Origin of the sequence: Glutamicibacter sp. M10 (assembly GCF_025452055.1) — a bacterium.
GTDB lineage: Bacteria > Actinomycetota > Actinomycetes > Actinomycetales > Micrococcaceae > Glutamicibacter.
Genome location: NZ_CP104918.1, coordinates 1,198,107 through 1,221,011, shown reverse-complemented (window position 1 = coordinate 1,221,011; position 22,905 = coordinate 1,198,107). Strand labels below are relative to the sequence as shown.

The window sequence follows — 22,905 nt, the reverse complement described above, 5'->3', positions numbered from 1 at the left end:
TCTGTGCTCGTGAAGAAGCGTAAACTTTACTACTGGGAAACCACTCACCTGATGTGAAAGAAACGTCTTATGCAACGCACCATGTTCAAGTCCAAGATCCACCGGGCAACCGTCACCCAAGCCGACCTGCACTACGTCGGCTCAGTAACCGTTGACTCGCAGTTGCTGGAGGCCTCGGATATTTTGCCCGGAGAACTGGTGAGCATCGTGGACATCACCAACGGCGCACGCTTGGAAACCTACACCATCGCTGGTGAACCAGGCAGTGGTGTCATTGGAATTAATGGTGCTGCTGCACATTTGGTTCACCCCGGCGATCTAGTCATCTTGATCAGCTACGCACAAATGGAAGATGCCGAGGCCCGCAACTACGTGCCTAGCGTGGTTCACGTAGATGCTGATAACCGCATCATTCACCTCGGTGATGACCCGGCTGAAGCTGTAGCCGATGGTGTGCAGACTCCCCATTCGCTCAGCTACGCAGCAATTAACTACGTTTACGAGGCCAGTCGACGCGCAAGATATTGCGCAGTTCGGCTGGCCTTGTTTTGTGCCACCTGTTCTGGTGTGCCCTCAGCAACGATGCGTCCACCGCCGTCGCCACCTGCTGGACCCATATCAATGACCCAGTCACTGGCAGCAACCACATCCATATGGTGCTCAACCACGATCACCGTATTATCTTGATCCACAAGCTGTTGCAACTGGGAGACCAGAAGTTGAACATCGGCAGGATGCAATCCCGTAGTCGGCTCATCAAGCAAATAAAGCGTATGACCACGGCGCTGACGTTGCAGTTCGGTAGCCAACTTGATGCGTTGGGCTTCACCACCGGACATTTCAGTTGCCGGTTGGCCAAGGTGAAGGTAGCCCAATCCGACTTCTCGCAAGGTCGCCAGTGCTCGGGCAGCAGCAGGTATATCAGCCAGAAATTCCTCGGCTTCGGTGACACTGAGTTCAAGAATCTGCGCGATGTTCTTGCCCCGGTATTCAACTTCTAAAGTTTGTTCGTTGTAGCGAGTCCCATGACACTGCGGGCAGGGGCCGTAAGTTCCTGGCAAAAAGAGCAACTCAATTTCCAAGAATCCTTCGCCTAGGCAGTTTTCGCAGCGTCCCCTGCAACGTTGAATGAGAATTGGCCAGCGTTGTAGTTCCGTTCCTTAGCCAAAGGCAGCTGCGCATAGATTTTCCGGACCGCGTCAAAGAGCCCGGTGTAAGTAGCCACATTTGAACGTGGGGTCCGGCCAATAGGTTTCTGATCCATGAGCACCACACGATTAACCTGCTCAGCACCCGTGATATCTGTAATGGATGCGTGCTCAACTACCTCGGCGTCGTCGTCGGAAGCTTGACTAGCTGCCCCGCCAACGGCTTGGGCCAATGCTCCGGTGACAAGGCTTGATTTTCCTGAACCTGATACCCCAGTCACGCTGGACAAAACTCCCAAGGGGAATTTCGCTTCCACGTCCACTAGGTTGTGCAGATTGATCCCGCGCAGTTCAAGCCATTGTGTTGCCGTCCTGAGCTCACGGCGTGCAACCGGTTCTGGATCCAAGAATTTTCGAGTCACCGACTCTTCAATTTTATTAAGGCCCGCCACGTCCCCGCTGTAGAGAACGCGGCCACCTCCACTGCCAGCTCCAGGGCCCACATCGACTATCCACTGTGCACGGCGAACCACATCCATATTGTGCTCCACCACAAAGACGGTATTTCCTTCCGCTTTGAGTGCAGAAAGTACCTCAATGAGCGGTTGAACATCAGCCGGGTGCAATCCTGCCGATGGTTCATCAAGGACATAGATGACCCCGAAGAGACCTGCGCGTAGCTGGGTGGCGATACGCAATCGTTGAGTCTCACCCGGCGACAGGGTCGGGGTGGCACGGTCCAAGCTCAAGTAACCCAATCCGAGATCTACAAGGACTTCAATCCGACCCAGCAGATCAGCGCTGATGGTGCTCACCACATCGGCTTTCGCTTCACCACCGGCTTGGTGGGCGAAAGGACGCAACAACTGCGCCAGTGTCTGCATGGATTCATTGTTGAATTCAGAGATGTTCAGCCCAGCAAAGCTGACCCGTAGTGCTTCTGGTCGGAAACCGGTCCCGGAACATTCAGGGCAGTCCTGAGAGATCATGAATTCCAGTGCTTTTGCCCGGAGGTTCTCGCTCTTGGACGTCGCGACGGTATGGCGAACATAGCGTTCAGCGCTCCAGAATTTTCCCTTATAGGGTTTGGCAACACGGTCTCGCTCTGGGGTGACTTCTACGACAGGCTGTTCCTCAGTGAATAACAACCAATCTCGTGTTTCTTTAGAAAACTGTTCAAAGGGCAAGTCAATGTCATAGCCCAGGTGTGAGGTGATGTCCCGAAGATTTTTCCTTGCCATGCTCCGGGCCAAGCCGCGATTGCCCCGTCTCGAATACTCAATGAGGGAACCGGAACCAGAGTCTTCTCGGTGACTGAATGAACTGTGCCTACACCGTGGCACTGGGGGCAGGCACCCACCGCAGTATTTGTAGAGAACGCATCAGAGTCCAGCCGGGAAGCACCCTGAGGATAGGTGCCCGCACGAGAGAACAGCATGCGCACCGAATTCGACAGGGTTGTCAGTGTTCCTACTGTTGAGCGAGAGCTTGCGGCACCACGTCGCTGTTGTAATGCGACCGCTGGAGGCAAACCGGAGATGAACTCAACCTTGGGTGTGTGGCCCTGGGCGATGAGTCGACGTGCGTAAGGTGCTACCGATTCTAGGAAGCGGCGCTGGGATTCGGCAAAAATTGTCCCGAAAGCCAGTGATGACTTTCCCGACCCGGAGACCCCGGTGAAGGCGACCATTGAATCTCGTGGGATCCGCACTTCCACGTTGTCCAAGTTATTTTCGTTGGCACCACGAACATGGATAAATCCGTCCTGCGTGGCCGTTGGCTGAGGCGATGCAAAGCTGTTCATCTTCTCCACAGTATCCGTCCGGTTCAACTCAGCCCAATTTCTGCGTCTGCAGCTCAGTGCCCCGACTCATCGTCCCAGCTGGATCAGTCTGCCTCTGGACAGCCCTGCCACGTTTTGGAGAAGTATCCGACAATGGATAGGGCTTCGCGCAGTGGATATCTTTCATCGATTCCACCATGAATCCGTTGTGCTGATTCTTCGAGTGCAAGGTGGAAAAAGCGACAGACTTCGTCGTAGCTCCACACTTCTGCGGTCAGCTCAACAAGCTCACTGTGGGTGAGCATGTGTGATGGGTTCAGCCCGATATCTATCAAGGTATTGAACACATGTTCTTCGGTTAGCTCGTGGTCCGCTCCGCAGTCACACCACGTGATCCCTCGGCTAGGCATGCTCCAAACATCAAGGCGGCTACTTGAGCTATTTGCCGGCGCCATCGTTTCCTCCCTGGTTAGTTGATGCGGGTCTGCCCAATCTAGCCGTGAGCGCCGACACTTTAGGCTCGCCGACTATATTTGTTAGCAGGTGAGGTGCCAACAATTAACATAGTCTTTGAGATCAGATGGCAGTTTCGAATTGACGATACTTCTCAGGAGTCTTCTAATGAACACACCTTCTTATCCGGATAGCCAAGATAGCGATTCGCACCGCAAGTGGAACGAACTACTTCAAGAAATGCGTGTGATGCAGACCGGCGTGCAGATCCTTGCTGCGTTCCTGGTTGTGCTGCCCTTCCAGGCTAGGTTTGACATTCTCAACCGGCCCGAGGAGATGATCTACATAGCGCTATTGATCGCTGCAACGTTACTAATTCTTCTGATGATTACCCCTGTGGCTGTCCACCGTTATTTCTTCGGTCAACGCCTCAAGGATCAGACCGTCCAGCTGGGCCACATTGTGCTAAAAATCGTTGGCATAGGCGTGGGCCTGCTAGTTTCGGGTTGTGTTTGGTTTGTCCTGCAGGTGCTTTTTGGTTGGCAACTTGGAGCGTGGGTCGGTGGCTCACTGGTTGTAGTCACCCTGTTCCTTTTGCTCGCACTGCCACGGATTTTGATTCCAAGTCACGCACGCGAATCTGGCGACTAATTCCCGAAGCTAAACCATACGATCGATTCGTCGTAGCATCATGCGCATGGGTAAGCGCCTAAGCCGAACAGGCAAGATGCGCGTACCCATGCGCACAAAACTCACCGTCACCCGGTTGCGTCGTTGGACTTTTTGGGTGAGATCAAACCCAAATTGTTCATGCACTGCCCGCGGCAGTTGAGCGATAGTCACGTCCCGCATCAGCGGTAGCCCTAGCCGAATCCACCACGGCGCATTGCGGCCTAGAAACAATTCGTTGGCTAAGGCTCTTGTTTGGTCAGTGACCTGTAAGGACGCCAACGTTGTGGTCATGTACTGGTCAAACTCTTGAAGCGTTGAAGGCCAATAGTCCGTTGGCATTTGCAGGGCATCACCTAGCTGGGCGTATTGCCGATACAGCTGTTCGTCATGCTCAACTTCGTGAGGCAACACTTGAGCGGCGATCACTCGGGCTGAGTCGTAGAGCGTAGCGGCAACCCACAATTGCAACTTGGGATCCAAGGCAGAATAGGCCGGCGTTCCCTTGCCCAGATCCCTCGTGCCGCGCACGTTGCGGTGTGCGTTATCTACATGACGGATTATCTTGCGCTGTTGTTCGGCGGTGCCATTACTGAGCGCATAAATGTAGCCCAAGGTGTGAATTAGCCGGCTAAGTGGGTTGCTGGCAAAATCCGAATGTTCTGCGATAGCTTGTCCGATCTGCGGGTGGGCCAGCTGCATGAGGATTGCGCGTCCAGCGCCTAGTAGCAGGCCGGCTTCCGGGGCAATTCGAGTGAACTGCTCGCGACCTCGGCTTTCAGAACCTTGCTGACTCATGACTCTGATTTTAGGCGTCAAAATAGATGGTTCGCTTAAGTGCAGTGTGGATGCTGCCACGAATTTCTTTCGTGGCAGCATCCACACTGGTTTACACCGATGTGTTGCTATTTATCGGTGTTGGTGAACATCGATTGCTGCAATGGGGTGACCTTCAGTGTCTTGAGTTTCGCAGTGCCTCCCTTGGCAAAGAGCGCCAACTGATCTGCTCCCTGGTTCGGGAAGACCTGGTCGGTGAGGGTGCGCTGCCCGTTCTGAGCGAAAACTTCTACCGAAGAACGGTCAAGGTAAACCTGTAGGGTTACCTCGCCATTGCTGTTGAGCTTCACCGGCATTTCTTCAACGGAAGCGAAGTTAGGGTTGAAGCCCACGTTCCCTGAATTGGTGCGGTCAACGTAAACCTTCTTTGAATCCGCGTCGTAACCGATCACTGTTGAACTCTTAGCATCCCCATGTACGGTGATGCCCGAAGTCTTTGCAGTTCCTGGATCAAAGGTCAGATCCACCTTGGCGATAGATCCTGAGGCCTGGGATGGTAGCGTGCGGGTTCCTTCAGCGATCGAGCGATTGCTTTCGATGTAGCTTGGCTTGCTTCCTAAGGTCTTGACCTGGTCAACCGGCTTCTGGGTAAGCCGAGGTCCTTCTGCGGTTTGAGTCAGTCCTACCTGGCGTGGCAGCGAATTTGCACTACGCCACGGATCAGTGGGAATGTCATTGGCATAGTCCCAGTTGTTCATCCAACCAAGCATGATTCGCTGGTCCTGTGGCATGTTCCCGAAGGAAACCGACGCGTAGTAATCACGTCCGTAGTCCAACCAGTCATAGCTCTCCAAAGAGGACTTTGCTGCAGTGTCCGAAAGCGTAAATTCATCGGCAAGGATATGCCCCCAACCGTCCCGATTGTTATCAACAATCTCGATTTGGGCCTGCTTGCCAGCGAACTCTTTAACATTCCATGAGGAGAAGTCCAGGCTCTCACTATCTGAGCCTGTAGTGGTGCGCACGGTCTTATCGTCAACCACCAGATTCACTGTGGTCTCATCTGAGCGTGGAACAACTTGTTCATCGGTCTGAACTAGATTGTCCAAGGTGAGGTGTCCCCAACCGCCGGTAGCCTGATCAACGACCTTGATCTGGGCTTTCTGGCCTTTGTATTGGGCCACCTCCCATGATTTCCAGTTCATTGCTCCGGCGTTGTCTCCGGCGATGGTGTCCACGATCTTGCCGCCCACCATCAACTGCACTTCTAGTTGTTGGCTAGGGTCATTACGCCGGTGTCCACCACCAACGAGCATGCCAATGCGATCCTTAGAGATGGTGAATTCTGGGGAGGTGGCGGTGCCGACCTGGCCATCATGACCGGTGCCGCCACGGCCTAAGTTGGGCTAACGCCCTGTACTATCTAGGGGCACTGGGCACGGAACCACACACCGTGCCCAGTGCCCTAATTTCCGCCATTTTCGCCCCACCGCCCAGCTAAGAGAAGACATAATGACTACCAACGCCGCACCAACCCCATCGCACGAGATCCTGGTCATCGGCGAAGCGCTGATCGACATTGTCGCCACCGATCAAGGCTCTGTTGACCACCCGGGTGGTTCACCTGCCAACGTAGCCTTTGGGTTAGGTCGACTCGGTGTACCTGTTGCACTGCTTACCGCCTTGGGTGATGACGAATTTGGCGCAAAAATTCAGTCACATCTAGCTGCCGCCGACGTACAGTTGCTGCCCGGTTCGGTGAACCTAGAGCGCACTGCTTCGGCGACCGCGGTACTGGCAGCTGATGGCTCGGCCCGCTACGAATTTGATATCAACTGGGATCTCGCACCACACACCATTGACCCGATGCCAAAGATTGTTCATGCCGGATCCATCGCTACCTTCTTAGAGCCTGGCGCTGAAGCCGTGGCGGCACTGTTGGCCCAAGCCAAGGGTCAGGCATTGGTCACCTATGATCCGAATATCCGTCCGGCGTTGGTGGGCGAACACGACTTGGCCCTGTCCACCTTTGAACGTATGGCCTCACTGTGCGATGTGGTGAAACTCAGCGATGAAGACGCCGAATGGTTGTACCCAGAACTAGATCAGCAGCAGGTAGCTACGACTATTCTGGCCCTTGGCCCCAAGCTCGTCGTGCTCACTCGTGGCGGCGACGGAGCAGAACTGACCAGCAATACTTCGCAAGTGCAGATCCCTGCAATTCTCAGCGAAGTGGCCGATACTATCGGCGCTGGAGACTCGTTCATGTCCGCCCTGCTTCATGGCCTGCTCGCACTCGGAACGGCAAATCTGACAACTACGCAGCTCGAAAAGCTGGGCCACAGTGCCGTCGCCGCAGGCGCCGTAGCTGTTCGTCGCTCGGGCGCCATGCCACCAACTCTCCAGGAGCTGACGGCATTGTTGGAAGAGCAAGAACTAGCTGCGAACTAGTTCGGTCAGATTAGAAAAGTAGCTCAGCAGCACTAGTTTGCACCATGCCGGATTCGAGCCCGTCGCTGCAGTGAGTATTCAATGACTCCCGCGATAACACCGAACAATGCCATGACAATAATGCCAAGCATCGGTGAATAGACGAGGCCAAGGCTGTTATTCCAATCGGCTGTGTCAGCTTGATGGCTGCTCGGATTCCAAGTGGCAATACTGACCACTACACCGAATAGCGTCGCGCCCGCAAAAACTCCTACGAGATCACGAATCACCGAGCGAGTCTTTCTAAGAATTGTCGGCGCAAAAGCAAAAAACATGACAGAGGTAAAGGGAATGAGGACGCCGCCCCACAGGGTGTAGTAACCAAACGGAGTGTCCTGCGACTTACTTACTCCCAGATCGACAAATAATGCTAAAAGTGTGAAAACCGGCAACGACAGAATCTGCGCATAGAGTCGGTTTCTAACGTACGTTTCCAACCCTGTGGACCTTTCAAAATATGCGGAAAAGCTGTGATTCATCTAATCGGCAACTTCGCTGTTCGGCCCTATGCATTGGTGCCACAAGTTACGACAAGCCATCTTGCCAGTCTTTTATGGGCCGGTACCTTTATCGTAGTCACCGGCATTCCGGGAGTACTAAAAAGCGACTCCACAGTGCAGGATCACGTTGGCGTAGGGAGTTGATTCCCCAGTGCGCACAATGATTTTGGCTGCAGGCAGTTCTGCTTTGAGCTCTTCATGGGAGATGAATCCAAGCTCCAGCCCCTTGATCTCGCAGAGCTCTTGGACTGAACTGTCTTTGGCTTCCGTAGCCAAAGTGCTGTGCTCGATCACCATATTGCGGACCAGCACATCAAGCACCTGCTCAAAGCTCAATAGACCTTGAACCAGAGCCAGGTCGATCACCGTTGGTCCTTTGGGAAGCGGCAAACCACAGTCGGCAATCACCACGGTATCGGTATGGCCACAGGTAGCCAGCGCTCCAAGTAATGGCGCGTTGAGAATTTCAGATTTCAGCACGAAGGCTTCCTTTGAGTCTTGCTTAAAAGTTGTTTTAGAGGTTCGTGATCGAACGCGGGTAGGAAGCTTGGGCACCGTGTGCCTGTACCGTCAGGGCCGCAAATTTACCGGCAAATTCTGCGGCCTGAGCAAGGTCGTCACCATGAGCTAGCCGTGCCGCCACGGCACCGGTGAATGCATCACCGGCACCGGTGGTATCTACTGCTTTGACCTTTACCGCGGGCAGTGCACGAACTTGGACCCCACCATTGTCTAGGGCCACACGGTCCGCAACTAGGCAGCCGTTGGCCCCGAGCGTGATGACCACGCTGGCGATGCCCTCTTCCACCAGCATGTTGGCCAGTCGCTCATACTTGCCATCAAATTCACGGACTGGGTGCGGGTTCAGCTGCTGGAGCACCGCTTCAGCCTCATGCTCGTTGACTACCAAAGGGTTGGCCTTGAGCAGGTATTCACGTTCCAGTTCAATCACTGGTGCCAGGTTCAGCACAATGCGATCGGTGGCCGCATCCATCGCGGCTTTGATGCCGGAAGCAGGGATTTCACCTTGTAGAACCAGAATGCCGTTAATAGCCCCTGCTGCTTTGACCGCCTCATCGGTGACGGTGGAGTTGGCTCCTGAGACCACGGCGATGGAATTTTCTGCCGCCGAGTCCACCTGAATAATGGCCACACCGGTCGGTTCGCTACTTCGGGCCACCCGGTCCAGTTTCACGCCTGCTTCTTGCATTTGACCCAAGGCAACTTCAGAGTGTGAATCGTTGCCTACAGCGCCGATGAATTCGGTAGCCGCTCCGGCCAGTTGAGCAGCCAAGGCTTGGTTGGCACCTTTGCCGCCGGGTGAGAGTTGGTAGGAATTAGCCAGCACGGTCTCTCCTGGGCCGGGCAAACGTGCCATCAACGCGGTGATGTCTACATTGCTTGAGCCCACGATGGTGACCTGGATGTCCTGCTGCATGGTTATTTCCTTCTGATTCTCTCAACCGACGGCCGGTGAATGCCGGTGTTTAGCTTGATACTGCTACTTGAAGATTACTTGCCGGAGTACTCTGCGATGTTCTTCGAATCAACAGTATCTACTGCAACCTGCACATTAGCTTCAACGTCTTCACCGTTAATAGCCTTGGAGAGCATCTGCACCGACTGCTTGCCCAACTCTGCTGGGTTCTGCGCGATGGTTGCCACCATGCTGCCAGCCTTCACTGCTTTGAATCCGTCTTCGGTGCCATCAAAGCCCAAGACCTTTACGCTCTTGCCGGCCTTATCGCCCAAAGCCTGAATTGCGCCCAATGCCATTTCATCGTTCATGGCCAGTACGCCAACGGCGTCTGGGTTGGATTGCATCAGGTTGGTGACTACGTCCAGGGCTTCGGCACGGTCAAAGTTAGCGGTCTGCTTGGAAACAACTTCGATGTCTTTGAACTCTTTGAGACCCTTGGTGAATCCTTCACCGCGTTCGTTGGTTGCTGAGGCACCAGGAACGCCTTCAAGAACGATGATCTTTCCCTTGCCCTTGAGCGACTCGGCCAGCGCCTTAGCCGCCTGTTCACCACCGGCCACGTTATCTGAGGCGACAAAGGAAGCGACCTTGGTGTTGCCTACCGCGCGGTCCACTGCAACGATTGGCAAGTTTGCCTTCACCACTGGGGCCAGGCCGGCCTCTGCGGTTTCGGTATCAACAGCGTTGATGATGACGCCAGCTGAACCGTTGGTTGCAGCGGTAGCCAGCTGGTTGGCCTGAGTAGCGGAGTCGTTCTGTGCATCTACTACAGAAAGATCCATGCCCAAAGCATCGGCTTCAGCCTGAGCGCCGTCTCGCAGGTCCACGAAGAATGGGTTATTCAAGGTGGAAACTGCCAAGGTCGCCGAAGCTCCGTCGGCTGCGGTTTCGCCACGGTTGCAGGCTGCCAAAGAGGCAGCAAGGCCGAGTGAAAGGGTGATGGCTGCGGTGGTGCGAATCAGTTTTTTCATGAGTTGTTCTCCTTTGAACAGAGGCTGAGTATTTGAAAAATTAGTGTTTGACGTTCTTACGGCGCAGCACGTCAAAGCCGACGGCAATCGCGATAACCGCGCCAATAACTACTTGCTGCCAGAAAGCGGAAACTGAGAGCAGGTTCAGGCCGTTACGAATGACGGCTAGGACCAAGGCACCGATGAGCGTGCCGGAAATTCGTCCGACGCCACCTGAAAGCGAAGCGCCACCGATGACGACGGCTGCAATGGCGTCCAGTTCGTAGCCTGATGCCAAGGTTGGCTGCGCCGAATCCAAACGACCAGCCAAGATCATGCCCGACAGTGCGGCGAACAGTCCGGAAATCACAAAGACGGTCACCAATACACGCTTGACTGGGATACCCGAGAGTCGAGCCGCTTCGGTATTGCCACCTACCGCAAAGGCATTCTTGCCCATGACGGTCCGGTTTAATACGAAGGCAGCCAGCAAACCGGAAACTACCAAAATGATGATTGGCATAGGGATCGGACCAAGGTCATCACCTAACCACGACACCGAGGAAGCGGTGGAAATTGGACGGCCGTCTGAGATGACCAAGGTCAAACCGCGAACCACCGTGAGCATTGCCAGCGACGCGATGAAGGTAGGCAACTTACCGTAGGCGCTCATTGCGCCGGTGACCCAACCCGAAAGAGCACCGATGGCCAAACCGACGGGGATAGCCAGAGCATCTGGCAGGCCCGAGGTGGTCACTGCATAGGAAGAACCCATGGCGGAAAGGGCCGCGACCGAGCCGACCGAGAGATCGATGCCGGCGGCAACAATCACGAACGTCATGCCAAAGGCCATCACGGCGATGGTGGAAACCTGGATGCCAATGTTCAGCAGGTTAGGCCCGGTCAAGAATCGAGGTGTCGCGATGAAGAGGGCTAGGCAGAGAATTACCAAACCAACCAGCGCGCCGTTATTGGCCAAGAATGCTTTGAAATCGAAGCCCTTCTTCGGGGCAGTAGCTACGCTGCTCATTTATTTAATTCCCATCTCTTCTTCGCGATGCACATTGCTAATAGCCAGGGCCATGATGGCGTCCTGGGTTGCTTCTTTAGTGGATAGTTCTCCGGCGATACGCCCTTGGCTCATCACCAAGATGCGGTCAGACATGCCCAGTACTTCGGGCAGCTCGCTGGAAGCCATCAAGACACAGCCTCCGGAGGCCGTGATTTCGTTGATTAGTTCGTAGATTTCTATCTTGGCGCCGACGTCCACGCCACGGGTGGGTTCATCGAGCAGTAGCACCTTCGCCCCTGCAGTGAACCAGCGGCCAAACACTGCCTTTTGCTGGTTGCCACCGGACAATGAACGGATTGGCGCATCGATGCTGCCCATGCGAATGCGTAGGCGCTCAGCGACTTTCTGTGCACGAGCCTTCTGACCCTTGCGATCCACCAGACCATTTTTTGCGGTGGCAGCCATGGTGGCGTAACCAATGTTTTCGGCTACCGACGCATCAAGGACTAATCCCTGAGTTTTGCGGTCTTCAGGAACATGTCCGATCCCCGCGCGGGTAGCGGCCGCCACGTCATAGCTGGTTAGCTTTTTACCCGACACCTTCACAGTGCCCGATGCGTACTTGTCAGCCCCTGCGATGGCCCGAATCAACTCGGTACGCCCAGCGCCCATCAACCCAGCCAGTGCGACAACTTCACCGGGACGAATCTGCAGTGAGATGTCCTTGAGCGCTCCTTCTGACAGGTGCTCAACGGTCAATAACGGCTGTCCGCTGACCTCGGTGGCTACGCGTGGGAACTGTGCATCGATATCCCGGCCGACCATCAGACGAACAAGTTCATTTTCGTCGGTGTCCGCAGGAACTGTGGCGATAAATTTACCGTCGCGCAGTACGTTGACGTAGTCACCGATGGCGGCGATTTCATCGAGGTGGTGGCTGATGAAGACCATGCCAACACCTTGGGTTTTCAGCTGGTTGACCACACGGAACAGGTGCTCGATCTCCGTGGTGGTCAATGCTGCGGTGGGCTCATCCAAGATCATCACTCGCGCATCAAGACTCAAGGCTTTGGCGATTTCCACCAATTGCTGCTGGGCTAGGCCCAACTCCCCACCGGGGTGTTCACGTCTAGGTCCAGTTCCAGCTTGGCCAATGCATCGCGGGCAATCTTACGCATTTCACGGCGGTTGATAATACCGAATTTGCGGGGCACTCGTCCCAGCGTGATGTTCTCGGCGATAGTCATCGACGGGACCAGATTTAGTTCCTGGTGAATGGTCGCGATACCTAGCGCCTCGGAGGTCTTGGTGTCGCGGATCCTTACGGGCTGTCCCTTGAACAGGATCTGCCCCGCATCAGGTTCATGCACGCCTGCGATCATTTTGATCAGCGTGGACTTACCTGCACCGTTTTCGCCGAGCAGTACCGAGACTTTGCCGGCATACACTTCGACTGTCACGTCCTCGATGACCTGTACTGGGCCGAACGACTTGCAGACCTTGTCCAGGACCAGCAGAGCGTCATTACTCATTTTTGTTCCTTCCATGCACCTAGGCGCCGGTAGTTTCCGGGGCTTGGGCGAGGGACGCCCGGTTGGTGAATTGGCTAATAAATTCTTGGGGTTCTGGTTCATTGCTGCCCATCACAGCTTGCAAGGCAGTGACTGCTGCACGACCCATTGCGCGCAGGTCATGGCTGATGGTTGCAATCGGCGGATGGTGCATGAGCATCGCATCCACCTCGTCAAAAGCGATGACCGATAGTTCCGGGCCCACCCGAACTCCGGCCTCTCGCCACACCGTGAGAGCACCGATAGCCATAGGCGCATCTGCGATGATGACCGCAGTGGGTTTCAGCGGGTGGTTCAGCAGCCAGCGAGCTCCGTCCGCGCCTGACTCGGCTTGGAAGTCACCGGCGAAGTGCAGATTTGCGTTTGATTCCAGAGCATTTGCCAGCAGCGCTTCATCAAAGGCACGGTGGCGTTCACGAGCGGTGGAAGCGTGGGCTGGTCCACCGAGGAAGGCGATATTTCGGTGGCCCAATTTTTGAGCTCACCAATTGCCTCCCCCAATGCTTCGCTACTTGATGCTGAAACGGAAGGAACGTTCAGTTCAGGAAGTGTGCGGTCCACAAAGACCATTGGAGTACCTGAACTGATGATCCGCTGCATCATTTCGCTAGGGCGTTCGTCTTCTTCGTCCAGTCCCTGAGGAACCACGATGAGACCGTCTACTCGACGCGAAAGCATTGCAGCGAGGAACTGGTCCTGCTGGGCGGTGTCTTCATTGGCGTTACCAATGAAAGTCATCATGCCGGCCGCCAGCGCTTGCTGTTCTACGGCATGAGCCAAATCAGAGAAGTAGGGGTTGCGCACATCAGAAATCAGCAGTGCGATGGTGTCAGTTTTGGTGGAGCGAAGGGAACGTGCCTGAGCGTTGGGAACGAAGCCCAGATTCTTGGCAGCGGCTTCAACTTTTTCGCGGGAATCGGCAGAAGTTGCAGAGTGTCCGGAGAGAACGCGCGAGGCAGTGGCCGAAGATACTCCGGCTGCCAGTGCCACGTCTTTGATGGTGACGGCGTTCATCGCGTTGAGCCCCTTTGCTTTCGTGTAATCGATTCCATGGAATCGATTACACAGTTTCCACCACTCGGATAACATTGTCAACACCAACGATCTCAAGATCCAACTAGCCCAGCGATCATCTCCAAAATTATTGATGTTGATCTGAGGCTTTATCACGCATGTCGCACAGCGCACCTAATAATTCAGATTTATTCACGCACAAAACCGACAATCAACTCACTACTTTTCACACCACGCCACCGACCGATGACTATGATTGAAAACGTGTCGGTAAACCAGCTCTCAGATAGCGCGCAAAACTATCTCAAGATCATCTTTGGACTCACTGAGTGGTCCAGCGATCCAGTGACAGCCAGCGTCATTGCGGCCAAAGCTGGCATGAAGCTTTCCACGGTCTCCGGCGCATTGAGTAAGCTGCGACAGCAGGGTCTTTTGAACCATACTCCATACGGTGCCGTCACCCTCACCAACTTAGGCCGTGGCTACGCGATGGCCATGGTTCGGCGCCATCGATTAGTTGAGACTTTCCTTGTCCAGATGCTTGGCTACCGCTGGGACCAGGTGCATGACGAGGCCGAAAATCTAGAGCACGCCGTCTCTGATTTCATGATTAAGCGCATTGACGATCTCTTGGATCATCCAACCCGTGATCCTCATGGCGATCCCATTCCCACCGCCGAAGGTCACATCAGCATCCCAGAAGCAATCAATCTCAGTGACGCTGCAGACGGCAGCCGCGTTGTAGTCGAGCGCATTGCTGATGATGATTCGCAGTTACTTCAGTATTTCTCGGATCAAGACATCCGAGTTGGAGTTCAGCTCAGCGTTTCGGTTGCAGAGGACTTCTCTGACACCATCACCGTCAAGGTCGCTGGAAAAAATCAGCCGCTCAGCTCGGAGCCCGTGCAAGCACCGCAGTTTGGGTCTCCCACGTAGCTTGATGCGGTACCTACAAAGCATTTGTCGAAGCTTTCAAATGCTGCGCTAACACAAGTAACAATCCCCAAACGGCTTATTTGTCGGAATGTGGATTAGAGTATGAATCAACCAAACTTACTGAAAAGTTCAAGTTTCTTATCCTTGGATCGATCCACCGAGTTTTGGTCATCACTCGTATTCCTTCCTGCCGAAAGACTTCACCTTGCCTAGGAAAATCTTTGCCCTGCTCTGCGCTGCAATTCTGGTTCTCGCCGGTTGCAGTGCCCCAGCAGATTCGCCGTCGTTGGCCAGCGTTTCTGAAACAGTTCCAGCGCCGTTGTCCGCAGGTCAGACCTTGGTCATCGAACGCGCTTCGACCAGCTCCAAGAAGGTCAGCGCCGGGCCCAAGCTCAACGGTCCCAAAGCCACGACTATGCTCAAGTCGCTATCGGTCAAGGGTAAAGCTGCCGCTACTGGATACAACCGAAACAAGAAATTCGGCAACGGCTGGAAAGACTTCGACAAGGACAAGTGCGACGAACGCCAAGACACACTCTCCCGAGATATGTCTAAGGTGAAGTTCAAGGATCGCAAGAAGTGCACGGTCGCTTCCGGTACGTTGAACGACAAGTACACCGGCAAGAGGATCAATTGGAAGGTCAAGTCTGGAAGCGTCGATATTGACCACGTGGTCGCCCTGAAAAATGCGTGGATTTCCGGCGCGCAGAAGCTTTCACAATCTCAGCGTCAGGCCCTAGCTAACGATCCGCTGAACCTTATTGCTGCTGATGCGTCCGCTAATCGCCAGAAGGGCGAGAAGAATACAGCTGAGTGGTTGCCAAAGAATAAGAGCTTCCGCTGCCAATACGTGGCCACACAAATTAGCGTCAAGAAAAAGTACGCGCTTTCGGTGACAAAACCCGAAAAGAACGCCATGACCAAGGTGCTGAACTCTTGCAGGAACCAAAAGGGCGCCAAAGTCACCGCAATTAAGCCTGCTGGTTCAACGCCAAAAACTACTCCAAAGAAGAAGACCACAAAGTCCCCTGGCACGGTCAAGGGCACCGTACATCCTGGTTCTTACTGCAAGAACGTGGACAAGGGCAAGCGTGGAAAATCTGCCGCAGGCAAGCTGTACACCTGCAAATACGATGCCAACGGAAAGCTTCGCTGGCGCGCATAATCAGGATATGAATATGGCGGAGGTCTTTGACCTCCGCCATGTTCTTTTCTGCTGAAGCGACAACCGATTCATTGACATTCGAGAACTCGATCTAGCTAGCGGCCGCCAATGACTTGCGCCGATTTTTTGTTGCTATGTAAGCGGCAATCAATCCTTGCCGAGGGCTGAACAGGTAGACCACGGTGAAGATTAGACCTTGAGCTAGAACCACCATGCCGCCGGTGGATGCGTCGAGGAAGTAGCTTACGTAGACGCCCAATATTCCGGCAGACGCAGCGAGCGCCGGTGCAATGATCAACATCTTTGAAAACTTGTCAGTCAGCAAGAAGGCTGTGGCCCCGGGGATGATTAGCATCGCGACGACCAAGATGACTCCGACAGCTTGCAAGGCAACCACGGATGTCATGGCCAGCAACCCGAGAAGTACTGCACCAATCAGTCGTGGGTTCATTCCCAATGCGTGTGCGTGAGTCTGGTCAAAAGCGTAGAGCGTGAAGTCCTTACGTTTGAAGATCAGAATTGAGAAGGTCACCGCTCCCAAGATCAGTACTTGCCACAGATCCTCAGCAGAGACACCCAATAGATTGCCGAAGATAATGTGGTTGAGATCGATGTGGCTTGGAGTGACAGAGATGAGAACCAGCCCGAAAGAAAACAATATGGTGAAGACGATGCCTATCGCGGCATCTTCTTTCAGTTTGGTGGTGTCCCGCACTCCCCGATGAGCGCCACCGCCAAGAATCCAAAGATCAATGCTCCCAGTGCAAACGGCGCTCCAACGATGTAGGCCAAGACGACCCCTGGCAATACTGCGTGCGAGACCGCGTCACCCATCAAGGACCAGCCAATAAGCACCAGCCAGCAAGAAAGTACCGCGCAGAGCACGGAAGCAATAACCGTCACCGACAAGGCGCGGATCATGAACGTGTAGCTCAGGGGCTCGGCGAGCAGTTCAAGTAGGTTCATGAGACATCTCGTTTCATCGGATCTAGCCCGAAGGCCAACGCCAAGTTCTCTGCCTGCAGCACGACCTCGGGTGCACCGTGCATCAGGACCTTGCGCATCAACAGCACCGCTTCATCAGCGAGCTGTGGCAGGGCCTGCAAATCATGGGTGGAGATCAAGATGCTTCCACCATCATCGGCAATTTCGCGCAGTAGCGTGGTGATGGTTGCTTCACTGCGTTTATCTACGCCGGCGAACGGTTCATCTAGCAGCATGATGCTGGCACCTTGGGCGATGCATCTGGCAACGAAGGCACGTTTCTTCTGACCTCCGGAAAGTTGGCCGATTTGCCGGTCTGCGTACTCGGTCAGTTCCACCCGTTCCAACGCTTCGTTGACTGCCGCATGGTCCTTCTTCTTGGCCCGCCGACTCCATCCCATTTGTCCGTACCGTCCAGTCATCACAACATCGCGTACTGATATGGGAAAGTTCCAATCCACCGCTTCGCTCTGTGGAACATAGGCGAGCATTCCGCTCTTACGCGCTTGGAGCGGATCGGTACCACCGATTTTTACGCTCCCACTGTCGGGCTTGATTTGGCCCATGATCGTTTTGAAGAGTGTGGACTTCCCGGATCCGTTCATGCCCACCAATCCGCAGACAGTGCCTTGGGCCAGCGCCAACGATGCGTTGTCCAAGGCCAGTACGGGACCGTAATGAACGGTGGCCGACGATACGTCAACGGCCAGCTCAGTAGTACTTGTGGCGATCATGGCGTTTGGCCTTTCAACGATCGGGCAATGAGCTGGGTATCGTGCGTAATTAGTTCCAGGTAAGTCGGCACTGGTCCATCAGCTTCTGAGAGTGAATCTACGTACAGTGTTCCGCCGTATTTTGCGTCGGTAGATTCCACCACTCGTTGCATCGCCGCATCAGATACGGTTGATTCGCAGAAGACTGCAGGAACGTGGTTCTCTCGTACATAGTCAATGGTGGAGGCGACCTTGCGTGGCGTCGCCTGAGATTCCGCGTTGACCGCCCAAAGGTACTTTTCTTTGAGCCCGGCATCTTTAGCTAGGTAGCTAAAGGCACCTTCACAAGTAACCAAGACCCGTTGCTGCGCGGGAATTGATTTGAGTTCCGTGGCAAGATCATCTTGAACTTTTTGTAGTTCAGCTTGATACCGCTTGGCGTTAGCTTGATAGTCAGCGGAATTGGTTGGATCAAGTTTGCTGAAGGCCTCTGCCATCCGGTTCACGTATTTTTGCACGTTCATTGGACTCATCCAGGCGTGAGGGTTCGGTTTGCCAGCACCTTCCCCTGAACAATTCCAATCGGCGTGATGTCGTCACTGACGGTGACATGCGGTGCCGGGCTCTCTTGAACAAATTGGGCGAACCACGCTTCAAGGTTTAGCCCGTTATCCAGGATCAAATCAGCTTGGGAGGCACGGCGCAGGTCATCGGGGGTTGGCTCATAACCGTGGATTTCAGCTCCTAGACGAGTCAGTGATTCCACCCGCAGGTGATCGCCTGCAACGTTTTGAGCGATGTCCTGCAGCACGGTAAAGGTCGTGATCACCACAGGTCGGGAGTCAGCTGATTCGGCCATACCCGGCTGCGACTTACTTGCCGGAGTACATCCCGTAGCCACCACCAAAAACGACACAACAAGCAATGCCATCATGCGCGATGGCTTGCGCAGTCCGGACATTATTAGCACTTGTGTCCTCAAATCCTGAGCTTCGTGGCCCTACTCCTGCCTCGTTGCAAGAGAACGCGAGCGACAAACTTCGCTTGCACACAGGATAATGTTTGAGGGGTCAAACAATCAATCTAATGACGCCGTTACCCCACCGCAAGATGGTAGATCAGTCGCGCTGCGCTACGCGCGGTTCGAGAGTCAACATCAAATTTCGGGTTGAGCTCAACAACATCTGCGACAGCTAGCTTTCCACTCTGCACAACCTGACGGCACACGGCATCAATGACTTCAAAAGCAACGCCAAATCCGGCGGGAGCACTAACCCCGGGAGCCACGCTTGCGGGCAATACGTCAAGGTCAATGGTCAGGTACAGCACGTCGATACGATCCAAGAATTCGGAGACAAAACGCTGCGCGCGATCTGGCTGACACTGCTCATCAAGCAAGTAGCTAACACCTAGCTTGTCAGCCCTGGCGAAGAGAGCCGAGGTATTGCTCGGACGGCTGATCCCCACAACGGCATAGTTGAATTCTCGCCCAGATTTCTCCATGACTCGGGCAATGTCAAGGAACGGTGTGCCACTGCTGCGTCGAGGTTCATCACGCAGATCAAAGTGGGCATCAAGATTAAGAACGCCAATGCGTTTCGACGGCTGCGCAGCCAAGAAATTCAGTAATCCACTGGCTGTCCCGTAGGCGGTTTCATGCCCACCGCCAAGCACTATCGGCAGAGCGCCGGCATCCAAGGCTTGCTCCACCACTGCTGCTAACCGATCCTGGCCCTGCTCCAAATCGTCACCGGTAACCACAACGTCGCCTAAGTCCACTAGTGGCCGCTGGCTATGGATGGCCAAGGGGCTCAGCGCGGCCCGCAAGCTAGCGGGGCCATCAGCTGCACCGGTGCGTCCTTGATTGCGTTGCACCCCTGCATCCGAGCAGAACCCGATCAGCGCTACTGCACCAGGAAGATCTGACTGAACCTGTTCACTCACACGCTGATGCCAGCGCGTATGCTCAGGACCATCTGCGTCGACTCGACCAGCCCATTTTGGTGCGACTCGGTCCACGGAGTTTTGTTGTGCTTCTGGTAGTTCGCCCATAACTACAGCAAAACAGACTCGACTGGAATCAACCAGAGCATTGTTTCAGACGCTGTCTGACATTCCAGACTCAGCAGACGTTCTTGCTAGTCGGCTTGAACGAGAACAAATGCGGTAGTAGATCCGGGTTCAATCTCGGTACGGCCGGCATCCTGGATCACCGGCCCACTTGCTCGCCGTGACAATACTTCAAAGTCCTTTTTAGGCAGGTGTCGAATCCCTACCGGAGCATGCACTTTGAGCCATCCCTCAATGTCTTGACCTCTGCTTTCGGTCAACCATGCAAACAACGCGTGGGCACACTGAGCGGCTGCCTTGCCGGTAGACATTTCAAGGGAGGCATTGACGGCGATGATTACTTTAGAATCAAGGATTTCATCGCTCTTGGGTAGCTGCGTGCCTGAGACCTGAAGCTTGGCAATCAGCTTGGGAAGATCCGCGGCCGGAAGCGGTGGCAAACCGACAGCTTGAGCCTTGCCCACTTCGCTAACCATTTGCTCTGGGAACATTTCAAGGACCTTTGCGAACATCTTGGGATTCGCTCGCCGCACCGACTTAGCGAAAGCTTGTTCCGCCCACTTCTGCCAGTCCTCGTTATGCGGGTCCTGAAGGTATGCAATGACCGCTGCGCGAGAAACTGCCGAAAGCCCCTCATCTTCAGTTGAAGGATCTTCTTTGTCGATCCTCAAGATTATGGGTTGGACCAGTTCTTCGGGATCGCGTTCGCGCAGTTCATCCATGAGTTCATTCTAGGTCGTATCGCCCTAGCGCCTACGTGCCTTGCGAACGATCACGATAATGACGCTGGTGAGCATGGCCGTAGCAAGGCTGATAATCAATGGCGTTTGCCATGGCACCTCAAGCACGGTTGCGCTGAAGTTCTTACCAAAAGCACGCAGCCCCTTGGCGAAACCAACCTCTGATTGGATGACGCGCGCTGCACTGTCCACTACCGCGGGCATGACCCATTGGATAGCTAAGGACAGTACCCAAAAATCAGATTCGAGGCACGCAGGAATCCAACAAAACCAAGGATGAGGCCCAAGATCAAAGCACCTGCATAGCCCAGATAGATCGCATAACTTTGGGCGCCGGCGATGAGCGAAGCAACGATCTGCAACCAGTACCCAAGGCTGACCGCCAACATGGCGTAGAACAGTGCTGCCACGGGTAAACGCAACTTTGCGCTCAAGAAGTACCACGCTTGGCTAATGACCAGAAGCGAACCAAATACCCAGAGCTGGTGTACTGAAGCTTTGGACAGATCTCCACTAAACGCCGCCGGGTTTGTCGCTTGAATTCCTTGAGCACCAAGGGCAAGCATGCCAAGGAACATTCCTACCGCGGTCACCACCGCGAATCCGGTTCGTCCTCGACCTACTCGGCGAACACACCAGCTACCAAGCAGTGCTGTCAAAGCGAATACGATAATCAATCCAAGAGCATCGTCACTAGCTACCGGGAGTATCGCTCGGTCTTTTTCACCGATCCACAACCACGGCAAGACAGCGATGGCCGCCATCAAAATGCCACCGACTAATTGCATCCACCAGTTTTGCCAGACGCGCCTCATTGAACCCACAATGCTCCTTCATGTACCTACGGGCTCATTGTTCCAGAGCCGACCGGGCACTGCGCGAAGGGCACGAGGTATGTTCGCAGTTTAGGTGGGCTCACAAAAAGATGGCCCGCAAGCATTCCAGCAAACAGGAATGCTCACGAGCCATCGATAAAGTTCTTTCACCAAGTCCTGGCGTGGGTGGCCAGTTCTTATTTAGCGATGCAGATGCAGGTGGTCTACAAACACGTTAGGTCGTAATTGGATTCGGCGATTACCTTTCCAACGTCGTCTGATTTCATTGAACTACACATGATTCACCGTGCGCAACGAGCAGTCGACACAGTAGTCAATATGATCAATGAGAATCACTTTTACCTAGAATTTTCCGCCATTCTGTCGAGAGACCTGAATCACAAGTTGCGAATAACAGATTCTTAGCTACTCGTTGACATTGACGTAGCGTCAACCGGTAGCGTGTGGCCTATGAACGAGCCAACAAACTTTGAAGAGCCTGACGAATTCTCTATTGCGTATTTGGCTCGGACCGCAGGGATCAGCAGCCGCACCCTGCGCCATTACGACCACATCGGACTGTTTAGCCCGCACCGCGTGGCTTCAAACGGCTACCGCTTCTACGCCCAAGACCAGCTGGTTCGACTTCAACGAATTCTGGTACTCAAGGACATGGGACTTAGCTTAGAAAATATCGCCGAGATCTTAGAGCGCCAAAGCGATGAACGTGAGGCGCTCAAGAAGCACGTCGAGCAGCTGCAGCTTCAACGAGAAACGTTAGACCGGCAGATTCTCGCCCTGAAGCACTCAATTACCGCACTAGAAACTGGAGAGACTATGAAACCCGAAACGAGCTTTGACGGATTCAATGAGCAGTACAAACAAGAAGTCACCGAGCGTTGGGGGTCCGAGGCCTACAACAGCTCAAATAAATGGTGGCGCAGTAAGACTAAGCAAGAGCACAGTGAATTCTTCGCGCTGGTTCAAGAACTAAACGACGCGTGGATCCAGGCCGGCAACGACCAAGTGAGTGCAGAAAGCGAGGTGGCCCAGTCGCTGGCCGCACGTCACGTGCAATGGTTATCTTCCGTTCCGGGAACGCCATTGGGTGCTGAAGATCCTGAGAAACATGCTCAATACATTGAATCTTTGGCCGACATGTACGTCGCCGACGAACGGTTTGCTAAGAACTATGGCGGACATGCGCCGCTGGTACGTGACGCCCTGAAGTTCTATCTGAAGAACACTACTCAGCCCTAAGAGTGGAGTCGTTCGTGTTCTCTTCGCGAGCTTGCGCATAGCGTTGCTGAATATAGTTTTCCAACTCGACGCGTTCTACGCGCCACATGCCACGGCCACCAATTTGGATTGCTGGTAGCTCGCCGCTTTTTACTAGGGCGCGGACTTGAGGAAGCTTTACATTAAGCTCCTCAGCAACATCTTCCAAGCGCATAAACCTCATAGCAATAGGGTACTTGGATTACTTCCCAAAACATCGGTGAAGCACGCTTATGTGGACAAGAGATCACGGATGACGCGAAACCGCTTTTACTGGCATGGAGCGCCGGTTTTTACGCAACATTATCGGGCAGTCCGCGCAACACATTTGGGCTCAACTGGTCATATTGACTAAAA

General features: G+C 54.2%; 21 protein-coding genes and 5 pseudogenes. 6 read left to right on the top strand and 20 right to left on the bottom strand.

Features of this window, described 5'->3' with window-relative positions:
• Window positions 1-69: 69 nt before the first annotated feature.
• Window positions 70-465, top strand: a pseudogene (panD, locus tag N6V40_RS05970) (aspartate 1-decarboxylase); the annotation flags it as partial.
• 32 nt (window positions 466-497) lie between these two features.
• Here panD and N6V40_RS05965 read toward each other — a convergent pair.
• Both N6V40_RS05965 and N6V40_RS05960 read right to left on the bottom strand, forming a co-directional pair.
• A pseudogene (locus N6V40_RS05965) lies at window positions 498-2,952 on the bottom strand (ABC transporter).
• Between the two features lie 83 nt (window positions 2,953-3,035).
• Window positions 3,036-3,386, bottom strand: a complete 351-nt coding sequence (locus N6V40_RS05960; RefSeq protein ID WP_262199394.1) for a hypothetical protein — start codon at window positions 3,384-3,386, stop codon at window positions 3,036-3,038.
• A gap of 166 nt (window positions 3,387-3,552) precedes the next feature.
• Here N6V40_RS05960 and N6V40_RS05955 point away from each other — a divergent pair, with 166 nt between their 5' ends.
• The gene (locus N6V40_RS05955; protein ID WP_262199393.1) at window positions 3,553-4,035 is read left to right on the top strand and encodes a DUF6328 family protein; all 483 of its coding nucleotides are present in this window, start codon (window positions 3,553-3,555) and stop codon (window positions 4,033-4,035) included.
• 9 nt (window positions 4,036-4,044) lie between these two features.
• On the opposite strand, the gene N6V40_RS05950 is transcribed toward N6V40_RS05955, so the two are convergent.
• The gene (locus tag N6V40_RS05950) at window positions 4,045-4,851 is read right to left on the bottom strand and encodes an oxygenase MpaB family protein (RefSeq protein ID WP_262199392.1); all 807 of its coding nucleotides are present in this window, start codon (window positions 4,849-4,851) and stop codon (window positions 4,045-4,047) included.
• 107 nt (window positions 4,852-4,958) lie between these two features.
• A complete protein-coding gene (locus N6V40_RS05945; protein ID WP_262199391.1) occupies window positions 4,959-6,146 on the bottom strand; it encodes a glycoside hydrolase family 32 protein in 1,188 nt (395 codons plus the stop codon).
• A gap of 196 nt (window positions 6,147-6,342) precedes the next feature.
• Between N6V40_RS05945 and N6V40_RS05940 the strand changes: the two genes are divergently transcribed.
• Window positions 6,343-7,281 (top strand): carbohydrate kinase family protein, encoded by a 939-nt coding sequence (locus N6V40_RS05940; protein ID WP_262199390.1) that lies wholly within the window; start codon window positions 6,343-6,345, stop codon window positions 7,279-7,281.
• A gap of 32 nt (window positions 7,282-7,313) precedes the next feature.
• Here the strand turns inward: N6V40_RS05940 and N6V40_RS05935 are convergent, their stop codons facing one another.
• The 8 genes and pseudogenes from N6V40_RS05935 to N6V40_RS05900 all read right to left on the bottom strand — a co-directional run.
• Complete coding sequence (locus N6V40_RS05935) at window positions 7,314-7,757, bottom strand: hypothetical protein (protein WP_131089112.1); 444 nt, start codon at window positions 7,755-7,757, stop codon at window positions 7,314-7,316.
• A gap of 159 nt (window positions 7,758-7,916) precedes the next feature.
• Window positions 7,917-8,300, bottom strand: coding sequence for a D-ribose pyranase (rbsD, locus tag N6V40_RS05930; RefSeq protein WP_262199389.1), 384 nt, complete (start codon window positions 8,298-8,300; stop codon window positions 7,917-7,919).
• A 34-nt stretch (window positions 8,301-8,334) separates the two neighbouring features.
• Entirely contained in the window at window positions 8,335-9,258 is a 924-nt protein-coding gene (locus N6V40_RS05925) for a ribokinase (RefSeq protein WP_262199388.1), read from the bottom strand.
• A 74-nt stretch (window positions 9,259-9,332) separates the two neighbouring features.
• On the bottom strand, window positions 9,333-10,271 hold the full coding sequence (locus N6V40_RS05920) for a substrate-binding domain-containing protein (RefSeq protein ID WP_262199387.1): 939 nt from the start codon (window positions 10,269-10,271) through the stop codon (window positions 9,333-9,335).
• 40 nt (window positions 10,272-10,311) lie between these two features.
• The gene (locus N6V40_RS05915; protein WP_262199386.1) at window positions 10,312-11,280 is read right to left on the bottom strand and encodes an ABC transporter permease; all 969 of its coding nucleotides are present in this window, start codon (window positions 11,278-11,280) and stop codon (window positions 10,312-10,314) included.
• A complete protein-coding gene (locus N6V40_RS05910) occupies window positions 11,281-12,345 on the bottom strand; it encodes a sugar ABC transporter ATP-binding protein (RefSeq protein WP_262199385.1) in 1,065 nt (354 codons plus the stop codon).
• A 14-nt stretch (window positions 12,346-12,359) separates the two neighbouring features.
• Complete coding sequence (locus N6V40_RS05905; protein ID WP_262199384.1) at window positions 12,360-12,794, bottom strand: ATP-binding cassette domain-containing protein; 435 nt, start codon at window positions 12,792-12,794, stop codon at window positions 12,360-12,362.
• Between the two features lie 19 nt (window positions 12,795-12,813).
• Window positions 12,814-13,823 (bottom strand): annotated as a pseudogene (locus N6V40_RS05900) (substrate-binding domain-containing protein); the annotation flags it as partial.
• Between the two features lie 288 nt (window positions 13,824-14,111).
• Here N6V40_RS05900 and N6V40_RS05895 point away from each other — a divergent pair.
• Both N6V40_RS05895 and N6V40_RS05890 read left to right on the top strand, forming a co-directional pair.
• Window positions 14,112-14,783: a metal-dependent transcriptional regulator gene (locus N6V40_RS05895; protein WP_262199383.1), complete on the top strand. Its 672-nt coding sequence runs from the start codon at window positions 14,112-14,114 to the stop codon at window positions 14,781-14,783.
• A 205-nt stretch (window positions 14,784-14,988) separates the two neighbouring features.
• On the top strand, window positions 14,989-15,948 hold the full coding sequence (locus N6V40_RS05890; RefSeq protein WP_262199382.1) for an HNH endonuclease family protein: 960 nt from the start codon (window positions 14,989-14,991) through the stop codon (window positions 15,946-15,948).
• Between the two features lie 91 nt (window positions 15,949-16,039).
• Here the strand turns inward: N6V40_RS05890 and N6V40_RS05885 are convergent.
• From N6V40_RS05885 to N6V40_RS05855, 7 genes and pseudogenes are all read right to left on the bottom strand, one after another.
• Window positions 16,040-16,869, bottom strand: a pseudogene (locus N6V40_RS05885) (metal ABC transporter permease).
• 41 nt (window positions 16,870-16,910) lie between these two features.
• Window positions 16,911-17,666, bottom strand: coding sequence for a metal ABC transporter ATP-binding protein (locus tag N6V40_RS05880; protein ID WP_131089122.1), 756 nt, complete (start codon window positions 17,664-17,666; stop codon window positions 16,911-16,913).
• Window positions 17,663-18,606, bottom strand: a pseudogene (locus N6V40_RS05875) (metal ABC transporter substrate-binding protein). The gene N6V40_RS05880 and the pseudogene N6V40_RS05875 overlap by 4 nt, the downstream one beginning before the upstream one ends.
• A 134-nt stretch (window positions 18,607-18,740) precedes the next feature.
• Window positions 18,741-19,697, bottom strand: a complete 957-nt coding sequence (gene hutG / locus N6V40_RS05870; protein ID WP_262199381.1) for a formimidoylglutamase — start codon at window positions 19,695-19,697, stop codon at window positions 18,741-18,743.
• 86 nt (window positions 19,698-19,783) lie between these two features.
• On the bottom strand, window positions 19,784-20,437 hold the full coding sequence (locus N6V40_RS05865) for a peptidyl-tRNA hydrolase (protein WP_262199380.1): 654 nt from the start codon (window positions 20,435-20,437) through the stop codon (window positions 19,784-19,786).
• Window positions 20,438-20,461: 24 nt separating this feature from the next.
• The gene (locus N6V40_RS05860; protein WP_262199379.1) at window positions 20,462-20,659 is read right to left on the bottom strand and encodes a hypothetical protein; all 198 of its coding nucleotides are present in this window, start codon (window positions 20,657-20,659) and stop codon (window positions 20,462-20,464) included.
• 14 nt (window positions 20,660-20,673) lie between these two features.
• The gene (locus N6V40_RS05855) at window positions 20,674-21,279 is read right to left on the bottom strand and encodes a hypothetical protein (protein WP_262199378.1); all 606 of its coding nucleotides are present in this window, start codon (window positions 21,277-21,279) and stop codon (window positions 20,674-20,676) included.
• Window positions 21,280-21,741: 462 nt separating this feature from the next.
• Here N6V40_RS05855 and N6V40_RS05850 point away from each other — a divergent pair, with 462 nt between their 5' ends.
• On the top strand, window positions 21,742-22,530 hold the full coding sequence (locus N6V40_RS05850; RefSeq protein WP_262199377.1) for a MerR family transcriptional regulator: 789 nt from the start codon (window positions 21,742-21,744) through the stop codon (window positions 22,528-22,530).
• Here N6V40_RS05850 and N6V40_RS05845 read toward each other — a convergent pair.
• Window positions 22,517-22,723 (bottom strand): helix-turn-helix domain-containing protein, encoded by a 207-nt coding sequence (locus tag N6V40_RS05845; protein WP_262199376.1) that lies wholly within the window; start codon window positions 22,721-22,723, stop codon window positions 22,517-22,519. The genes N6V40_RS05850 and N6V40_RS05845 overlap by 14 nt on opposite strands.
• Window positions 22,724-22,905: the final 182 nt, after the last annotated feature.

What these genes read in the sequence shown, in the direction of transcription:
- N6V40_RS05960 (WP_262199394.1), bottom strand. Translation starts at nt 3,386, where the DNA reads ATGGCGCCGGCAAATAGCTCAAGTAGCCGCCTTGATGTTTGGAGCATG.
- N6V40_RS05955 (WP_262199393.1), top strand. Translation starts at nt 3,553, where the DNA reads ATGAACACACCTTCTTATCCGGATAGCCAAGATAGCGATTCGCACCGC.
- N6V40_RS05950 (WP_262199392.1), bottom strand. Translation starts at nt 4,851, where the DNA reads ATGAGTCAGCAAGGTTCTGAAAGCCGAGGTCGCGAGCAGTTCACTCGA.
- N6V40_RS05945 (WP_262199391.1), bottom strand. Translation starts at nt 6,146, where the DNA reads ATGCTCGTTGGTGGTGGACACCGGCGTAATGACCCTAGCCAACAACTA.
- N6V40_RS05940 (WP_262199390.1), top strand. Translation starts at nt 6,343, where the DNA reads ATGACTACCAACGCCGCACCAACCCCATCGCACGAGATCCTGGTCATC.
- N6V40_RS05925 (WP_262199388.1), bottom strand. Translation starts at nt 9,258, where the DNA reads ATGCAGCAGGACATCCAGGTCACCATCGTGGGCTCAAGCAATGTAGAC.
- N6V40_RS05920 (WP_262199387.1), bottom strand. Translation starts at nt 10,271, where the DNA reads ATGAAAAAACTGATTCGCACCACCGCAGCCATCACCCTTTCACTCGGC.
- N6V40_RS05915 (WP_262199386.1), bottom strand. Translation starts at nt 11,280, where the DNA reads ATGAGCAGCGTAGCTACTGCCCCGAAGAAGGGCTTCGATTTCAAAGCA.
- N6V40_RS05905 (WP_262199384.1), bottom strand. Translation starts at nt 12,794, where the DNA reads ATGAGTAATGACGCTCTGCTGGTCCTGGACAAGGTCTGCAAGTCGTTC.
- N6V40_RS05880 (WP_131089122.1), bottom strand. Translation starts at nt 17,666, where the DNA reads ATGATCGCCACAAGTACTACTGAGCTGGCCGTTGACGTATCGTCGGCC.
- hutG (WP_262199381.1), bottom strand. Translation starts at nt 19,697, where the DNA reads ATGGGCGAACTACCAGAAGCACAACAAAACTCCGTGGACCGAGTCGCA.
- N6V40_RS05865 (WP_262199380.1), bottom strand. Translation starts at nt 20,437, where the DNA reads ATGGATGAACTGCGCGAACGCGATCCCGAAGAACTGGTCCAACCCATA.
- N6V40_RS05860 (WP_262199379.1), bottom strand. Translation starts at nt 20,659, where the DNA reads ATGCCCGCGGTAGTGGACAGTGCAGCGCGCGTCATCCAATCAGAGGTT.
- N6V40_RS05850 (WP_262199377.1), top strand. Translation starts at nt 21,742, where the DNA reads ATGAACGAGCCAACAAACTTTGAAGAGCCTGACGAATTCTCTATTGCG.
- N6V40_RS05845 (WP_262199376.1), bottom strand. Translation starts at nt 22,723, where the DNA reads ATGCGCTTGGAAGATGTTGCTGAGGAGCTTAATGTAAAGCTTCCTCAA.